The organism is Pseudomonas sp. LBUM1649 (assembly GCF_059716155.1).
In genome coordinates, this window is sequence record NZ_CP166807.1 from 2,451,832 (window position 1) to 2,465,752 (window position 13,921).

Below are 13,921 nucleotides of genomic sequence, written 5' to 3' on the forward strand. Positions count from 1 at the left end.
ATCCCCTCGCCACAAATGTGTGGCCCGTGCCTAAGTGAACAGCATTACGAACAAAGCGGGGCTTTGCGCACTTCGAAATGCGCTACGCCGGCTACGTCAGTCACACGCGCCGGCCATTAGATCGGCAAGTGACCTTGCAGCTCGCCGAGTAAGCGCTGCACGGCGACCAGGTCCGGTGTGGCATGGCCTTCGGTAAACTGCTGGTAGATCGGCGTCAGCAGCTCCTGGGCTTGCCGATGGCGGCCCTGACGTTGCCAAAGCCGCGCCAACGAGGTGGCGCTGCGCAGCTCCCAGGCCAGGGCACCCTGGGTTTTTGCCACGTTGAGCGCCTTGAGCAACAGGGTCTCGGCGGCACAGTTTTTCACCGGGCAATCAGCAGCCAGCAGCGCATTGGCCCTGGCCCGCAGAATCTCCGCGGTGCTCCAGCCCGCCGCGCCGGTCTCGGCGCGTTGCAGCAAATCGTCATCGACGAAGTCGCCGTCGAGGGTGACCATGATTTCCTTGATCAAACCCACACCCGGACGAGGTAACGCATGGGCGTCGGCACAGTCGATGACCTGTGCATAGTGTCGAGCCCAGGTGTAGAACAGCAGCACCGAGTGTTTCTGCGCTTGTTCCAGCAACAGGCGCAAGCGTTCGCGAGCGGTTTGGCTGTCGCCGTTGTAATGGGCGATCAGGCAGCCCGACAGGGCCAGGGTGTAGCAGATGGATGTGCCGTGGTTGATCTGCAGCGCAACGTCCAGCGCCTGCCGGGCCGTACGCCAGGCTTGTTCGGGTTGGCCCTGTATCCAGAGGATGCGGGCAAGGATGGTCAGGGCCGCTACGCTCTGGTCGTATTGCACGCCAAAGCCATGGGTGAAGCGGTTGAGATGGCCGCTGTGGGCCATGCGCTGGATCACCTCTTCGGCGTTCATCCGCGCCCGTTGCTGATCGCCGGCAAAGTGCAGGGTCAGCACGCGCAGGCGATGGGTGCTCAAGGACAGCGCCGCGTCACTGTGCAGCCCCAGTCGGTCGAATTGCTCGCTCTGTTCCAGGGCCAATTGATAGTGGCCGCAACTGAGGTTGACCGCCAGGTGCCCGGAAATGGCGCGCAACTGTCCGGCCACGTCGTTGCATTGATTGGCCAGGGTCCGGGCGCTGACGAAGGCTTCGACGGTTTCGGCAGTGCCGCCCTGGGCGTGGTAACAGGTGCTGCCCAGGGCCAGTTTCAACAGCATTTTCTGTCGAAGGCAGGGCTCGGGCGCTGCATCGAGTAGCGTCAGGGCCTTGCGCACATAAGCGCCGTACTCGTTGAGCAGCGACAGTTCCTGCCACAGCGGCGTGGACGTCGCGGTCAGGCGGATTGCCAGCGCATGCGGCCCTGGCGCAGACAGCCCCCAGTCGAGCGCCGCACGGATGTCTTCCAGGCTGCGGGCATAACGCTCGATCCACTGCCCGGTGGGGATATGTTCCCAGTCGTCCTGCGCCTGCTGCATCAGGGCCAGGCATCTCTGGGCGTGGCGGTCGCGGGTGGCGGGCAGTTCAGCGCTCTGTTCGAGTTTTTCCAGGGCATAACCGCGGGTGGTGTCGAGCAGGCGGTAGAACACCTCTTCGTCACCGACGTCCACGTTCAGCAGCGACTTGGCCACCAGTTGCGTGATCGAGCCGAACACCTCGCGCGGTTCGATGTGTTCGCCAACGATCACCGCCGCTGCCGATTCCAGGGTAAAGCCACCGCGGAAGATGCCCAGTCGACGCAGGCAGGTTTGTTCGCAGACAGTGAGCAGTTTGAAGCTCCAGTCCAGCGTCGTGCGCAGGGTCTGATGCCGGCCCAAGGTCGTCTGGCTGCTGTGAGTGAGCCGGCGAAAACTTTCCTGCAACTGCGTCAGCAAACCGTGCAGCCCAAGGTTCGCGACTTGCGCGGCTGCCAGTTCCAGGGCCAACGGAATGCCGTCCAGGCGTCGGCAGATATCGATGACCAGCGGCAATTGGCCGTCGGTCAGTTCAAAGCTGTCGTGGTTGGCCATGGCCCGTTCGACGAACAGCTGCAGTGCGGAAAAACCCAGGGCTTGGGCGCGGTCCAGTACGGCAATGGGCGGGGGGCAGTCCAGTGATTCCAGGCGCTGGACGAATTCGCCCTCGGCTCGCAGGCTCTCGCGGCTGGTGGTCAGGATATGCAACCGAGGGGCGCTACGCAGCAGGCTTTCACAGAGCACTGCGACGCTGTCGATCAGGTGTTCGCAGTTGTCGATGACCAGCAACATATGCCGTTCGCGCAGGAACGTGGCGAGGCTGTTCATCGGTTCGTCTTCGTGCAGGGACAGGTCCAGCAATGTCGCCAGATGACTGGTGATCATCGACGGCTCGTTGATCGACGTCAGGTCCAGCAGGCGGATACCATCGCGGTAGCGGCCGATCAGTTGCTCGGCAACGCGCAGGGCGACGCTGGTCTTGCCGATGCCGCCGGGGCCGACGAGGGTGATGAAACGCTGGCGTGGCAGTTGCGCCACCAGGCTGTCGACCAGCACCTGGCGACCGATCAGGCGGGCGCGGCGCAAGGGCAGGTTATGGCTGCTCGATTCAACGACGTCATTTTTCGGGCCCTGTTCGATGCGCTCCAGCGAGCGCGGCGCGACGAAGCTGTAGCCGCGCTGGGCCACGGTGACGATGTAGCGCTGGCCGGCCTGACCGTCGCCCAGGGCTTTGCGCAGGGCTGCCATATGCACCCGCAGGTTGATCTCTTCCACCACGCTGTTGGGCCAGACTTCAGCCATCAGGTGTTGCTTGCTGACCACCTTCCCGGCGTGTTCCAGCAGGATCAACAGGATGTCCATGGCTCGTCGGCCCAGGCGCAGGGGCCGCTCGGATTCCATCACCAGACGTTGTCCGGGGTAGATCCTGTAGGGGCCGAAATGCACAGCCTGTTCGGGGGCAAGGGTCAACGGGTTACTCCTGTTTGCATGCGTCTGGAACACGCTTTTCGAGCATATTCCTCAGGTTTTTGCCGCCGTGCAATGCGCTGTGCGGGTGACTGTTGGTCAAGCGCATTGAATGTCGCGTCTCAGGTAATGGCTGGCGGTCCCGTGAACATTGGCCGGGAACGCGGTAAACCTGGGCCGTCGGGATTTTTGACATGCCAGGAAAAATTAACAACGTTTAACTCGTCGTGCGTCCGGTCTACGCCCAAAACTCTGCTTCTTCAACTTCCACCGGTCATGTGGGAGCGAGCTCACTCCCACAAAGGACGCCGGAAATGAGCAACGTGGTGGTGGTTTATCACAGCGGTTACGGACACACCCGGGTCATGGCCGAAGCCGTGGCCCAGGGTGTGCAACGGCACGTAGACAGCACCTGCCGGCTCATTGCGGTCGAAGACGTGGACGAGCACTGGGCGTGTTTGCACCAAGCCGACGCGATCATTTTCGGCGCCCCGACCTACATGGGCAGCGCTTCGGCGGCCTTCAAGGCCTTTATGGAGGCCACGGCGACGTTCTACCTGGCGCAACCGTGGCGCGACAAACTGGCTGCCGGCTTTACCAATTCCGGCTGCCTGTGCGGCGACAAACGCAACACCTTGCTGCAGATGGCGGTGTTCGCCGCCCAGCATTCGATGATCTGGGTTGGCCTCGACCTGCTGCCCGCACGCTCCGCCATAGGCGCGTTCGACGGGCAAATGAACCGGCTGGGCAGTTCATTGGGCGCCATGGCCCAGTCGAATGTCGAACAGTCCCCTGATCTGGCACCACCCGTCGAGGACCGCTGCACCGCGGCGCACCTGGGCGAGCGCGTGGCGCGGCTGGCCGAGCGAATGGGCCGCGCATCCGATTGACTCACCTCAACCCCACGTAAGGAGCACGCCCCATGAGTACGTTCACCACCCGCGACGGCACCGAGATTTACTTCAAGGACTGGGGTACCGGTCAGCCGATTGTTTTCAGTCATGGCTGGCCGTTGAATGCCGACAGTTGGGAGTCGCAGATGTTGTTCCTGGCCACCCAGGGTTACCGCGTCATTGCCCACGACCGCCGTGGGCATGGCCGTTCCAGCCAGCCGTGGTTCGGCAACGACATGGACACCTACGCCGATGACCTCGCGCAACTGATCGAACACCTGGACTTGCAGAACGTCGTGCTGTTCGGCTTCTCCACCGGTGGCGGCGAAGTGGCGCGTTACATCGGGCGTCATGGCACCGAGCGTGTGGCCAAGGCCGGGCTGATTTCCTCGGTGCCGCCGCTGATGCTCAAGACCGAAGCCAATCCCGGCGGCCTGCCGATCGAAGTGTTCGACGGCATTCGCCAGGCTTCGCTGGTGGATCGCTCGCAGCTGTACAAGGACCTCGCCAGCGGCCCGTTCTTCGGCTTCAACAAACCCGGCGCCACAGCGTCCCAGGGCATGATCGACTGGTTCTGGATGCAGGGCATGACCGCCGGCCACAAGAACGCCTACGACTGTATCAAGGCCTTCTCTGAAACCGACTTCACCGAAGACCTGAAGAAATTCGACGTGCCGACGCTGGTGGTGCACGGCGACGCCGACCAGGTGGTGCCGATCGAGGCCGCGGGTATCGCTGCGGCAGCGCTGGTGAAAGGTTCGCAGCTGAAGGTCTACCCTGGCGCGCCCCATGGCTTGACTGACACCCACAAGGACCAGCTCAACGCCGATCTGCTGGCGTTTCTCAAGGGTTGATGTACGCCGGCGATGGCGCCCGTGGAATCGCCATCGCCGGCAAGCCGGGCTCCTACAGGGTTGTTTGTACGGGTGAGGTGGGGAGGGCGCGTACTGTCCGGCAACGCCAGGCAAACGGATTGATGCCTTCACTGCGGGTAAACATGTGGCAGAAGTGCGCCTGGTCGCAAAAGCCGCACTCGAGGCTGATCCGCGTCAGGCTCAGGTCAGTGTGCTGGATCAGCAGCTTGGCCCGGGCGATGCGTTGTTGGCGAATCCATTCCTGGGGCGAACAGCCGGTGCTGCACTTGAACGCACGGGAGAAATGACTGCGCGACAACGAACAGGCCTGGGCCAGTTCGGTCACTTGCAGGGTTTCGCCTAGGCGATCAAGGATCAGTCGTTTCACCAACCGTTCACGCTGCGGACTGAGACCGCTGGCGCTTTTTCCCTGTGTTTCTGTGACTGTCGCGCGGGCGGCGCTTTGCTGCAAGTGAGCCATGGCGAATGTCCGTGTCGGTAGAATTCATTCTTGAACCCCAGGGCACTGGCTTGCGAGTTAAACGTTGTTAATTCCTCGTCCATGGCGGGCAGTCTTGCGTAAAGTCAGACACAATCGCCACCTCGCGCCTGGCTCAACACACAAGGGAACCGTGCCTATGAACCGTAACGATCTGCGCCGCGTCGACATGAACCTGTTGGTGATTTTCGAAGCGTTGATGTTCGAAAAGAATCTGACCCGCGTTGCGGAAAAACTGTTCATGGGCCAACCGGCCGTGAGTGCGGCCCTCGGGCGTTTACGCGATCTGTTCGACGACCCCTTGCTGTTGCGCAATGGTAGAAGCATGGAGCCGACGGGGCGGGCGCTGGCGATTCTCAAGGAGTTGCAACCGGCGATGGACACCATTTCCGGCGCGGTCAGTCGCGCCAAGGAATTTGATCCGGCGACCAGTTGCGATGTGTTTCGCATTGGCCTGTCGGACGATGCCGAGTTCGGTTTGTTTCCGCCACTGCTGAGCAAGCTGCAGGAGGAAGCACCGGGCATTGTCGTGGTTGTACGCCGGGCCAATTACCTGCTGATGCCGGCATTGCTGGCGTCGGGGGAAATCTCCGTGGGCGTCAGCTACACCACCGACCTGCCGGCCAATGCCAAGCGCAAGAAACTGCGCGATATTCCCTGCAAAGTGCTGCGTGGTGACAAGCGACCGGGGACGCTGACCCTGGATGAGTATTGTGCGCGGCCCCATGCGATGGTCTCGTTTTCCGGGGACCTGAGCGGCAATATCGACCTGGATCTGGCGAAGGTTGGCCGCACCCGCCGGGTAGTGTTGGGGGTGCCGCAGTTCAGTGGTTTGCGCGCGTTGCTCGCCGGGACCGAGATGATTGCCACGGTGCCGGATTATGCAGCTTGCGCGTTGGTGGAGGGGTGTGGCTTGCGTGCTGAGGATCCGCCGTTCGAGATTGCGGCGGCGCAGTTGTCGATGGCGTGGAGCGGGGTGCATGACAATGATCCGGCGGAGCGCTGGTTGCGGTCGCGGATCAGTCAGTTTATGTCGGAGCCGGTGTCGGTTCTGGCTTGATCGTGGCGGCCTGGGGGCCGACCAGGTTCTTGGTTGTTTGAGTACATATCCGTTGCTGCGGTAACGGCCACCTATGGTTCCGCTCTTACAGCGGGTCACTTTTGGCAAACGCCCCAAAAGTAACCAAAAGGTCTTGCCCCAGCGTCCGGCCCCTCGCTGAGGCTCGGGGTTCCTTCGCTCCGGTATTCATCCGGGGACACTGCCCTCCGGTTGGCTTCGCTGCACCTACATGCAGCGTGTTCGACTTCGTCGAACGGCGCTGCGCGCCACTCCCCGGATGAACACCTCCACTCAGCCTCCCGAAGGGGCGGGTGGATCAAGATCAAAAGCTTGAGGCGAGCTAACGCTCGGCCTGATGAGTGGTGAAGAGCGGGTAGGTGTACGTCGCTTTGCTTTTGCTTTTCTGTGGGAGCTGGCCTGCCAGCGATGGCGGCCTGCCAGCCGACCAACATTCGCGAATGCGGTGTGTCATTCAACAATGATTTCGGCTGACACTCCAACATCGCGAGCAAGTTCGCTCCCACAGGGATCCATGCTGTTCCTTGGATACGCGGCCCCTTGCAAAAAGAGCACGTACATCCAATTTTTCCCTGCCCCGCCCCGGCACTATTCATCTCAATACCGGCGATCAATGTCAGTAATTTTGTGTTCGCCTTCAATATTGTCTCGCCGGAGCCCTGCGTCATGCCCGATTCCAATGTGCTCGACTCGCCTTTCGAGGAAGTCGTGACCCTGGTCATCAAACACCGGGTCAAGGCCGGTTTTGAAGTGCCCTACGAAGCCTGGCTGCGCAACATTGTCAGTGTCGCCGGACAGCAGGAGGGGCACTTGGGCGTGGACGTGATGCGCGGCAAGAACGCTGGCCTCGATATGTACACCTGCGTCTTGCGTTTTTGCTCCACCGAGGCGATGCAGCGCTGGCTCGATTCGCCGCAACGGCAAACGCTGGTCAATGAAGCCACGCCAATGCTGGCCGACGGCGACCAGACCGAGGTCAATCCGGTCAACGAATTCTGGTTCGCTCCACAGGCCGAGTCGGGTTCGCCAGCGCCGCGCTGGAAACAGGCCGTGGTCACGCTGTTGGTGATTCTGCCGCACACCTTGCTGGTGCCGCTGCTCTGGGGGCCGTTGTTGCAACTCAACGCCGTGCTCTCCAATTACGTGGTTGCGACATTCCTTATTACCCTGACGATCGTGCTGTCGGTGGTGTACCTGTTCATGCCGATGGCGACGCGCTTGTTCGCGTCCTGGCTGTCCTCTTCCACTCAGCCCAAGGAAACGCGATGAGCGCCGATCTGATTCTGTTTAATGGCCAATTCCATACCGTCGACCGTGAGAACCCACGCGCCAATGCGGTAGCCATCACTGATGGCCGCTTCGTCGCGGTCGGCAGCGATGCCGAGGCCATGGCGTTGCGCGGTTCCGGCACGCAAGTGATCGACCTCAAGGGCCGTTGCGTGATTCCCGGGCTCAACGACTCGCACTTGCACCTGATCCGTGGCGGCCTGAACTACAACCTCGAACTGCGCTGGGAAGGCGTGCCATCGCTGGCCGATGCGCTGCGCATGCTCAAGGATCAGGCCGACCGCACACCCACGCCGCAATGGGTGCGGGTGGTGGGTGGCTGGAATGAATTCCAGTTCGCCGAAAAGCGCATGCCGACGCTCGAAGAGCTGAACCAGGCCGCGCCCGATACCCCGGTGTTCGTCCTGCATTTGTATGACCGTGCCTTGCTCAACCGCGCGGCGCTGCGTGTTGCCGGTTACACCCGCAACACGCCGAACCCGCCGGGTGGCGAGATTGTGCGCGACGCCAATGGCGAGCCCAGCGGCATGCTGGTGGCGCGGCCCAACGCGATGATTCTGTACTCGACGCTGGCCAAGGGGCCTAAGTTGCCGCTGGAGTATCAGGTCAACTCGACGCGCCAGTTCATGCGCGAACTCAATCGCCTCGGCCTGACCAGCGCCATCGACGCCGGTGGTGGTTTCCAGAATTACCCGGACGACTATCAGGTGATCGAGCAGTTGGCCAGGGACCAGCAACTGACCGTGCGCATCGCCTACAACCTGTTCACCCAGAAGCCCAAGGAAGAGCTGACCGATTTCAAGAACTGGACCAGCAGCGTGACCCTGCATCAGGGCGACGATTACCTGCGGCACAACGGCGCCGGGGAAATGCTGGTGTTCTCCGCCGCGGATTTCGAGGACTTCCTCGAACCGCGTCCGGACCTGCCACAAACCATGGAAGACGAACTGGAACCGGTGGTGCGCCATCTGGTCGAGCAGCGCTGGCCGTTCCGTTTGCATGCCACCTACAACGAATCCATCAGCCGCATGCTCGACGTGTTCGAGAAGGTCAATCGCGACATTCCGTTCAATGGCTTGCCGTGGTTTTTCGACCACGCTGAAACCATCACCCCGCAGAACATCGAGCGGGTGAGGGCGTTGGGTGGCGGCATCGCCATTCAGGATCGCATGGCGTTCCAGGGCGAATATTTCGTCGAGCGCTACGGCGCCAAGGCGGCCGAAGCGACGCCACCGATCAAGCGCATGTTGGCAGAAGGTGTACCGGTCGGCGCGGGCACCGATGCGACGCGGGTATCGAGCTACAACCCCTGGACCTCGCTGTACTGGATGGTCAGCGGTCGCACCGTCGGTGGCCTGGAGTTGCACGCCGAGGGCCTGTCGCGGCAGACCGCCCTGGAACTGTTCACCCATGGCAGCGCCTGGTTCTCCTCCGAGCAGGGCAAGAAAGGCCAGATCAAGGTCGGGCAACTGGCGGACGTGGCGGCATTGAGCGCGGACTTTTTCAGCGTCGAGGAAGAAGCGATCAAATGGATCGAGTCGGTGCTGACCGTGGTCGGTGGCAAGGTGGTGTATGCCGCCGGTGATTTCGAAAAACTCGGGCCCCTCAGCGTGCCGGTGCTGCCGGACTGGTCGCCGGTGGTGAAAGTACCGGGGCATTGGCGGCCGAATTCGCCGTTGCAGGCGCAGGTTCACCAGTGCAGCGGGCCATGCGCGGTGCACTCCCACAGCCATGAGCGGGCGCGTCTGTCGAATGCGCCGGTCAGTGATTTTACCGGTTTCTGGGGGGCCTTCGGCTGCTCGTGCTTTGCCTTTTGACGAATACCAATAAGCGCCGGCCTCCTGGTCAGGCGCAGCAAGTGACAACCATCCACCAAGGAGTTTTTACATGAGCAACGTTCCGTACTCTCGCTTGAACAAAGACGACGCTGTTGTGCTGCTGGTCGATCACCAGACCGGCCTGATCTCGCTGGTGCAGGATTTCTCGCCCAATGAATTCAAGAACAACGTGCTGGCCCTTGGCGACATCGCAAAGTTCTTCAATCTGCCGACCATCCTCACCACCAGTTTCGACAAGGGGCCAAACGGTCCGATCGTGCCAGAACTCAAGGCGCAGTTCCCGGATGCACCGTTCATTGCCCGTCCAGGCCAGATCAATGCCTGGGACAACGAAGATTTCGTCAAGGCCGTGAAAGCCACCGGTCGCAAGCAGTTGATCATCGCCGGTGTGGTCACTGACGTGTGCGTGGCGTTCCCGACCCTGTCGGCCCTGGCCGAAGGTTTTGAAGTGTTCGTGGTGACTGACGCTTCCGGCACCTTCAACACCACCGTCCAACAAGCAGCCTGGGCCCGTATGTCGGCCGCCGGTGCACAGCTGTTGAACTGGTTCTCCGTGGCTTGCGAGCTGCAAGGCGACTGGCGCAACGACATGGAAGGCCTGGCCAACCTGCTGTCGGAACGCATTCCGAACTACCGTAACCTGATCAACAGCTACACGACCTTTACTTCGAAGTAAGTTGTTGCAATGAGATAAGAATGCCCGCCGTGTCTGTTCACGTCAGCAAACCTTCAGGCGGGCATCTCATTTGTGGCGAGGGGATTTATCCCCGTTGGGTCGCGAAGCGGCCCCCGCGTTCAGGCAACGGGAGCTCTGCGACTGCTTCGCAGCCGAACGGGGCGGTGCGACGTTTCGATAAATCCCCTCGCCACAAAGGAGCATCCTGGATAAGAATCAAGTTATAAAGGGTTTGACTGTCAACCAAGGCATGACAATGAACCCGTTCGAAGATATGCGTATTTTTTGCCAGGTGATGGACTCCGGCAGCTTCACGGCCGCCGCCGATCAACTGGGGCTGTCCAAGCAGTTTGTCAGCCGACGGTTGATGCAACTGGAAGAGCGACTGGGCGTGCGACTGCTCAATCGCTCGACCCGGCGGCTGGATGTCACGCCGCTGGGGCAGAGTTATTACGAATCGGCCCTGCGTTTGCTGAGTGAAGTCCAGCAGGTGGAGCAGGGCATCGCCGGGCAGACCACCGAGCCGCGGGGCACCCTGCGCGTGAGCGCGCCGCTGTCGTTTGCGCTGGCACATCTGGGGAGCCTGCTGCCGCAGTTTTTGCAGCGCTACCGGGACGTCACGGTGGAGGTGGACTTGAGTGATCGCCCGGTGGATTTGCTCGGCGAAGGCTATGACCTGGCACTGCGTATCGGCACGCTGGAAGACTCGACGTTGATCGCCCGTCGCATCACGACTATCGAACGCGTGTATTGCGCCAGCCCGGCTTACCTGGCCGAGCGTGGCACGCCGGTCAAACCCGAAGATTTGCACAACCATGACTGCCTGCCTTACGGCCACGGGCGTCAGGTGCAATGGCGCTTTGAAGGGCAGGGCAGGCCGCTGGTGGTCAACGTCACCGGGCGGATGCGGGTCAACAATGGCGAGTTGCTCAAGGACGCGGCGATTGCCGGAATGGGGATTACCTGCTTGCCGACGTTTATTGTCGGTTCGGCGTTGAAGGATGGGCGGCTGGAGGCGGTGCTGGATGAGTTTCGACCGCAGCCGCTGACGTTATCGGCGGTGTATCCGCAGCATCGTCAGTCATCGCGACCAGTGCAGGCGTTGATCGAGTTTTTGCGCGAGCGGCTGGACGGTTCGCACAACCCCTTGTAGGAGCGAGCATGCTCGCGATGGACGTCAACGATGACGCGGGCTGTCTGAATGCCCGCGGTGTCTGGACGTTTTTCGCGAGCAGGCTCGCTCCTACATTTACAAGGGCATGTACATGTCAGTTGACGCGTTTGTCGTCACCCGGTTCGCCACCGACGTGGACGCCACGATCGTCGCCCGGTTCGCCAGCGGCATGCAGGCCGCGATCGTCACCCACTTCGCCGGAGCGGTGAACGCCGTGGTCGTCACCTACCTCGCCGGAGCGGTGAACCCCATTGTCGTCATGCCCGGCCTGATGAACGCCATGATCGTCACCCGGTTCGGCATGGGTGCCACTGCGTCCGGAGGACGAGGCTGTGCTGCCGGAATGCCCCGAAGCATGGTCGCTGCCACTGTGGCCGCTGTTGCCACTTCCACCATGACCACTGCCGCCACCACCATTGCCGCCGTGACCACCTCCGCCGCCACCTCCGCTGCCGCCATGACCGCCACCTCCGCCACCTCCGCTGCTGCCATGACCGCCACCTCCGCCGCCTCCGCTGCCGCCGCCATGACCGCCACCGCCACTACCTCCACCATGGCCGCCACCGCCACCGCCTCCACTACCGCCTTCTTTAGCCTGAACGCTCGAAACCCCCGACAGGCTGTCCGGAATCAGTACGGTAGACGCTGACAGAACTGCGCCAATAGCAACAGCCAACAAAAGCTTGTTCATGTGCATATCGATCTCCGTCTTCTTATTTCAGTTGCAGCGCTGATAAACAACGCTGCGTGCTGCTGTATCGAGTTGGAAATTCAGTTGAGACGTCGGTAAACACCTCAACCTGCGGTTTTATTCAGTTGGAATGTCGATAAACCCTGCAACCCACAGCCAGGTCCCGTCCCAGAGGGGTCAGTGAATGCTTGAAGCCAGCTCGAAAATCGGGATGTACATCAGGATCACGATCACCCCGATCAGCAGGCCGATGAAGGTCATGAGCAAGGGTTCGAACAGGCGCACGAACCATTCGATCCAGCGGCTGATTTCTTCGTCGTAGAAGTCGGCGCTGCGCTCCATCATCTGCCCGAGGTTGCCGGACTGCTCGCCGGCGCGCAGCAGCCGCAGGGACACCGGGGTCACCAGGTGATTGAGTTCCAGCGCCGTCGACAACGACTGCCCCTCGCGCACCCGTTCGCAGGCCTGGTCCAGGCGCAATCGGGAGGCCGGGGTGAGCAGGTTGCGGACCATGCCCATGGCGGTGACGAGGGGAATGCCGCCTTGCAGCAGAATGCCCAGGGAGCGGTAAAAGCGTGCCAACTCGTACATGAAGATGCGCTGGTGCACCGCCGGGAGTTTTTCGATCAGGCGGTCCAGGCCCCGACGAAAGGCCGGTTGGCGCTGGAGGAAGGCGAGGGCAATGATGATCGTCGCCAGGGCGCCAAAGAATTCGCCCTGGTGGGCGTGCAGGAACATCCCGCTGCTCATCAGGATCTGCGACAGCCACGGCAGGTTCGACCCCAGCCCTTCGAACACCAGGCTGAAGCGCGGCACTACATAACCCATCAAGAACAGCACCACGCCACCGCCCACCACCAGCAATAGCATGGGGTAGATCGACGCGCTGATGATCTTCTGGCGAACCTCGTCCATGCGCTGGCGATAGCTGACGTATCGACCCAGGGCTTCGCCCACGGCACCGGTTTTCTCGCTGGACTGGACCAATGCCACGTACAGCGGCGGGAACACTGCCGACAGCTGGGCCAATGCCTGGGAAAACGATTTGCCTTCGTAAAGCAGGCGCACCAGTTCACTCAAGGTCTTGCGGGCTTGCGGCGCATTCTCTTTTTCCGCCAGGCTTTCCAGCGCATCGATCAACGGCAGGCCGGCATTGAGCAGTGTGGTCAGTTCCTGGCTGAACAACACCAGGTTGAAGGTCTCACGCTGCTTGAGGCGCAGTGCCCGCCAGTGTCGTTCGGCGTGCAGGCTGACCACCCGCAACCCCTGGTCTTCGGCGATGCGCCGGGCTTCGCTGTCACCCGTCGCCTCGACAGTCATTGAAACCACACCGGCCTTGCCTACCGCTTTGAGGTGAAAACGCATGGTCGCCATTCCCGTCATTGCCAACTGGTGACTTCTGCGTTTTCGCCTTCGCCGCCGGGTTGGCCGTCCTTGCCCATGGACAGCAGGTCGTACTCGCCGTTTTCCCCAGGGTAGCGGTAGGTGTAGTTACGGCCCCACGGGTCCTGCGGCAGTTTTTTCTGCAAGTACGGGCCGGTCCAGCGGGTTTCGTCGCTGGGGGCGGTGACCAGTGCCTGCAAACCCTGCTCGGTCGACGGGTAATGGCCGACCTCCAGGCGGTACAGGTCCAGGGCCTTGCCCAGGCCTTCTATTTGCGCCTTGGCCACTTTCACTTCGGAGCGGCCCAGTTGCGCAAAATACTTCGGCGCGACGATGCCGGCCAACAGCCCCAGCACCACCAGCACCACCAACAGTTCAAGCAATGTGAACCCGCGCTCGGCTCGAAGGGAAAAATCACGCGGGGCGAAACGCAGACGCTGTTTCATGATGACCTCACACAGTCGGCAGAAGGGTCCTGACAAGCGCTTATGCAATTGCCATGCAAAGGCCCGATCAAGCTCCTGACATCTCTGTGCAACCCCCGTATTACGGCCGCTCGCGCTTTCGGCACAGTGCTTGCGTGTGGCTGATACACGACCGTCCATTGGGGCATTACCCCCATTTTTCGGG

12 protein-coding genes are annotated in these 13,921 nt (G+C 61.6%); 7 read left to right on the top strand and 5 right to left on the bottom strand.

The window, feature by feature from the left end; all coding sequences use genetic code 11:
• Positions 1–116 precede the first annotated feature (116 nt).
• Positions 117–2,921, bottom strand: a complete 2,805-nt coding sequence (locus ACA058_RS11495; RefSeq protein WP_497639178.1) for an ATP-binding protein — start codon at positions 2,919–2,921, stop codon at positions 117–119.
• Positions 2,922–3,232: 311 nt separating this feature from the next.
• On the opposite strand from ACA058_RS11495, the gene ACA058_RS11500 reads away from it, so the two are divergent.
• Both ACA058_RS11500 and ACA058_RS11505 read left to right on the top strand, forming a co-directional pair.
• Positions 3,233–3,808 carry a flavodoxin family protein gene (locus ACA058_RS11500; RefSeq protein WP_497639179.1) on the top strand — a complete coding sequence of 192 codons (576 nt, stop codon included), beginning with the start codon at positions 3,233–3,235 and terminating at the stop codon, positions 3,806–3,808.
• A gap of 32 nt (positions 3,809–3,840) precedes the next feature.
• Positions 3,841–4,665 carry an alpha/beta fold hydrolase gene (locus ACA058_RS11505; protein ID WP_497639180.1) on the top strand — a complete coding sequence of 275 codons (825 nt, stop codon included), beginning with the start codon at positions 3,841–3,843 and terminating at the stop codon, positions 4,663–4,665.
• 52 nt (positions 4,666–4,717) lie between these two features.
• On the opposite strand, the gene ACA058_RS11510 is transcribed toward ACA058_RS11505, so the two are convergent.
• Entirely contained in the window at positions 4,718–5,146 is a 429-nt protein-coding gene (locus tag ACA058_RS11510; protein ID WP_497639181.1) for a helix-turn-helix domain-containing protein, read from the bottom strand.
• 157 nt (positions 5,147–5,303) lie between these two features.
• Here ACA058_RS11510 and ACA058_RS11515 point away from each other — a divergent pair, with 157 nt between their 5' ends.
• From ACA058_RS11515 to ACA058_RS11535, 5 genes are all read left to right on the top strand, one after another.
• Positions 5,304–6,224 carry a LysR family transcriptional regulator gene (locus ACA058_RS11515; protein ID WP_497639182.1) on the top strand — a complete coding sequence of 307 codons (921 nt, stop codon included), beginning with the start codon at positions 5,304–5,306 and terminating at the stop codon, positions 6,222–6,224.
• Positions 6,225–6,908: 684 nt separating this feature from the next.
• Positions 6,909–7,511, top strand: coding sequence for an antibiotic biosynthesis monooxygenase (locus ACA058_RS11520; RefSeq protein ID WP_497639183.1), 603 nt, complete (start codon positions 6,909–6,911; stop codon positions 7,509–7,511).
• Positions 7,508–9,346 carry an amidohydrolase gene (locus ACA058_RS11525; RefSeq protein WP_497639184.1) on the top strand — a complete coding sequence of 613 codons (1,839 nt, stop codon included), beginning with the start codon at positions 7,508–7,510 and terminating at the stop codon, positions 9,344–9,346. Before ACA058_RS11520 ends, ACA058_RS11525 begins: the two co-directional genes overlap by 4 nt.
• Positions 9,347–9,416: 70 nt before the next feature.
• Entirely contained in the window at positions 9,417–10,043 is a 627-nt protein-coding gene (gene ycaC, locus ACA058_RS11530; RefSeq protein WP_497639185.1) for an isochorismate family cysteine hydrolase YcaC, read from the top strand.
• 256 nt (positions 10,044–10,299) lie between these two features.
• Positions 10,300–11,196 (top strand): LysR family transcriptional regulator, encoded by an 897-nt coding sequence (locus ACA058_RS11535; RefSeq protein WP_497639186.1) that lies wholly within the window; start codon positions 10,300–10,302, stop codon positions 11,194–11,196.
• Between the two features lie 115 nt (positions 11,197–11,311).
• On the opposite strand, the gene ACA058_RS11540 is transcribed toward ACA058_RS11535, so the two are convergent.
• The 3 genes from ACA058_RS11540 to gspG all read right to left on the bottom strand — a co-directional run bounded on the left by ACA058_RS11540 (position 11,312) and on the right by gspG (position 13,737).
• Positions 11,312–11,914, bottom strand: a complete 603-nt coding sequence (locus ACA058_RS11540; protein ID WP_497639187.1) for a hypothetical protein — start codon at positions 11,912–11,914, stop codon at positions 11,312–11,314.
• Positions 11,915–12,085: 171 nt separating this feature from the next.
• On the bottom strand, positions 12,086–13,273 hold the full coding sequence (locus ACA058_RS11545) for a type II secretion system F family protein (RefSeq protein ID WP_497639188.1): 1,188 nt from the start codon (positions 13,271–13,273) through the stop codon (positions 12,086–12,088).
• A gap of 14 nt (positions 13,274–13,287) precedes the next feature.
• On the bottom strand, positions 13,288–13,737 hold the full coding sequence (gene gspG, locus ACA058_RS11550) for a type II secretion system major pseudopilin GspG (RefSeq protein WP_497639189.1): 450 nt from the start codon (positions 13,735–13,737) through the stop codon (positions 13,288–13,290).
• Positions 13,738–13,921: the final 184 nt, after the last annotated feature.

Excerpts from the sequence above, each read along its gene's own strand:
- ACA058_RS11500 (WP_497639179.1), top strand. The coding sequence starts at position 3,233 with ATGAGCAACGTGGTGGTGGTTTATCACAGCGGTTACGGACACACCCGG.
- ACA058_RS11505 (WP_497639180.1), top strand. The coding sequence starts at position 3,841 with ATGAGTACGTTCACCACCCGCGACGGCACCGAGATTTACTTCAAGGAC.
- ACA058_RS11510 (WP_497639181.1), bottom strand. The coding sequence starts at position 5,146 with ATGGCTCACTTGCAGCAAAGCGCCGCCCGCGCGACAGTCACAGAAACA.
- ACA058_RS11515 (WP_497639182.1), top strand. The coding sequence starts at position 5,304 with ATGAACCGTAACGATCTGCGCCGCGTCGACATGAACCTGTTGGTGATT.
- ACA058_RS11520 (WP_497639183.1), top strand. The coding sequence starts at position 6,909 with ATGCCCGATTCCAATGTGCTCGACTCGCCTTTCGAGGAAGTCGTGACC.
- ACA058_RS11525 (WP_497639184.1), top strand. The coding sequence starts at position 7,508 with ATGAGCGCCGATCTGATTCTGTTTAATGGCCAATTCCATACCGTCGAC.
- ycaC (WP_497639185.1), top strand. The coding sequence starts at position 9,417 with ATGAGCAACGTTCCGTACTCTCGCTTGAACAAAGACGACGCTGTTGTG.
- ACA058_RS11535 (WP_497639186.1), top strand. The coding sequence starts at position 10,300 with ATGAACCCGTTCGAAGATATGCGTATTTTTTGCCAGGTGATGGACTCC.
- ACA058_RS11540 (WP_497639187.1), bottom strand. The coding sequence starts at position 11,914 with ATGCACATGAACAAGCTTTTGTTGGCTGTTGCTATTGGCGCAGTTCTG.
- ACA058_RS11545 (WP_497639188.1), bottom strand. The coding sequence starts at position 13,273 with ATGCGTTTTCACCTCAAAGCGGTAGGCAAGGCCGGTGTGGTTTCAATG.
- gspG (WP_497639189.1), bottom strand. The coding sequence starts at position 13,737 with ATGAAACAGCGTCTGCGTTTCGCCCCGCGTGATTTTTCCCTTCGAGCC.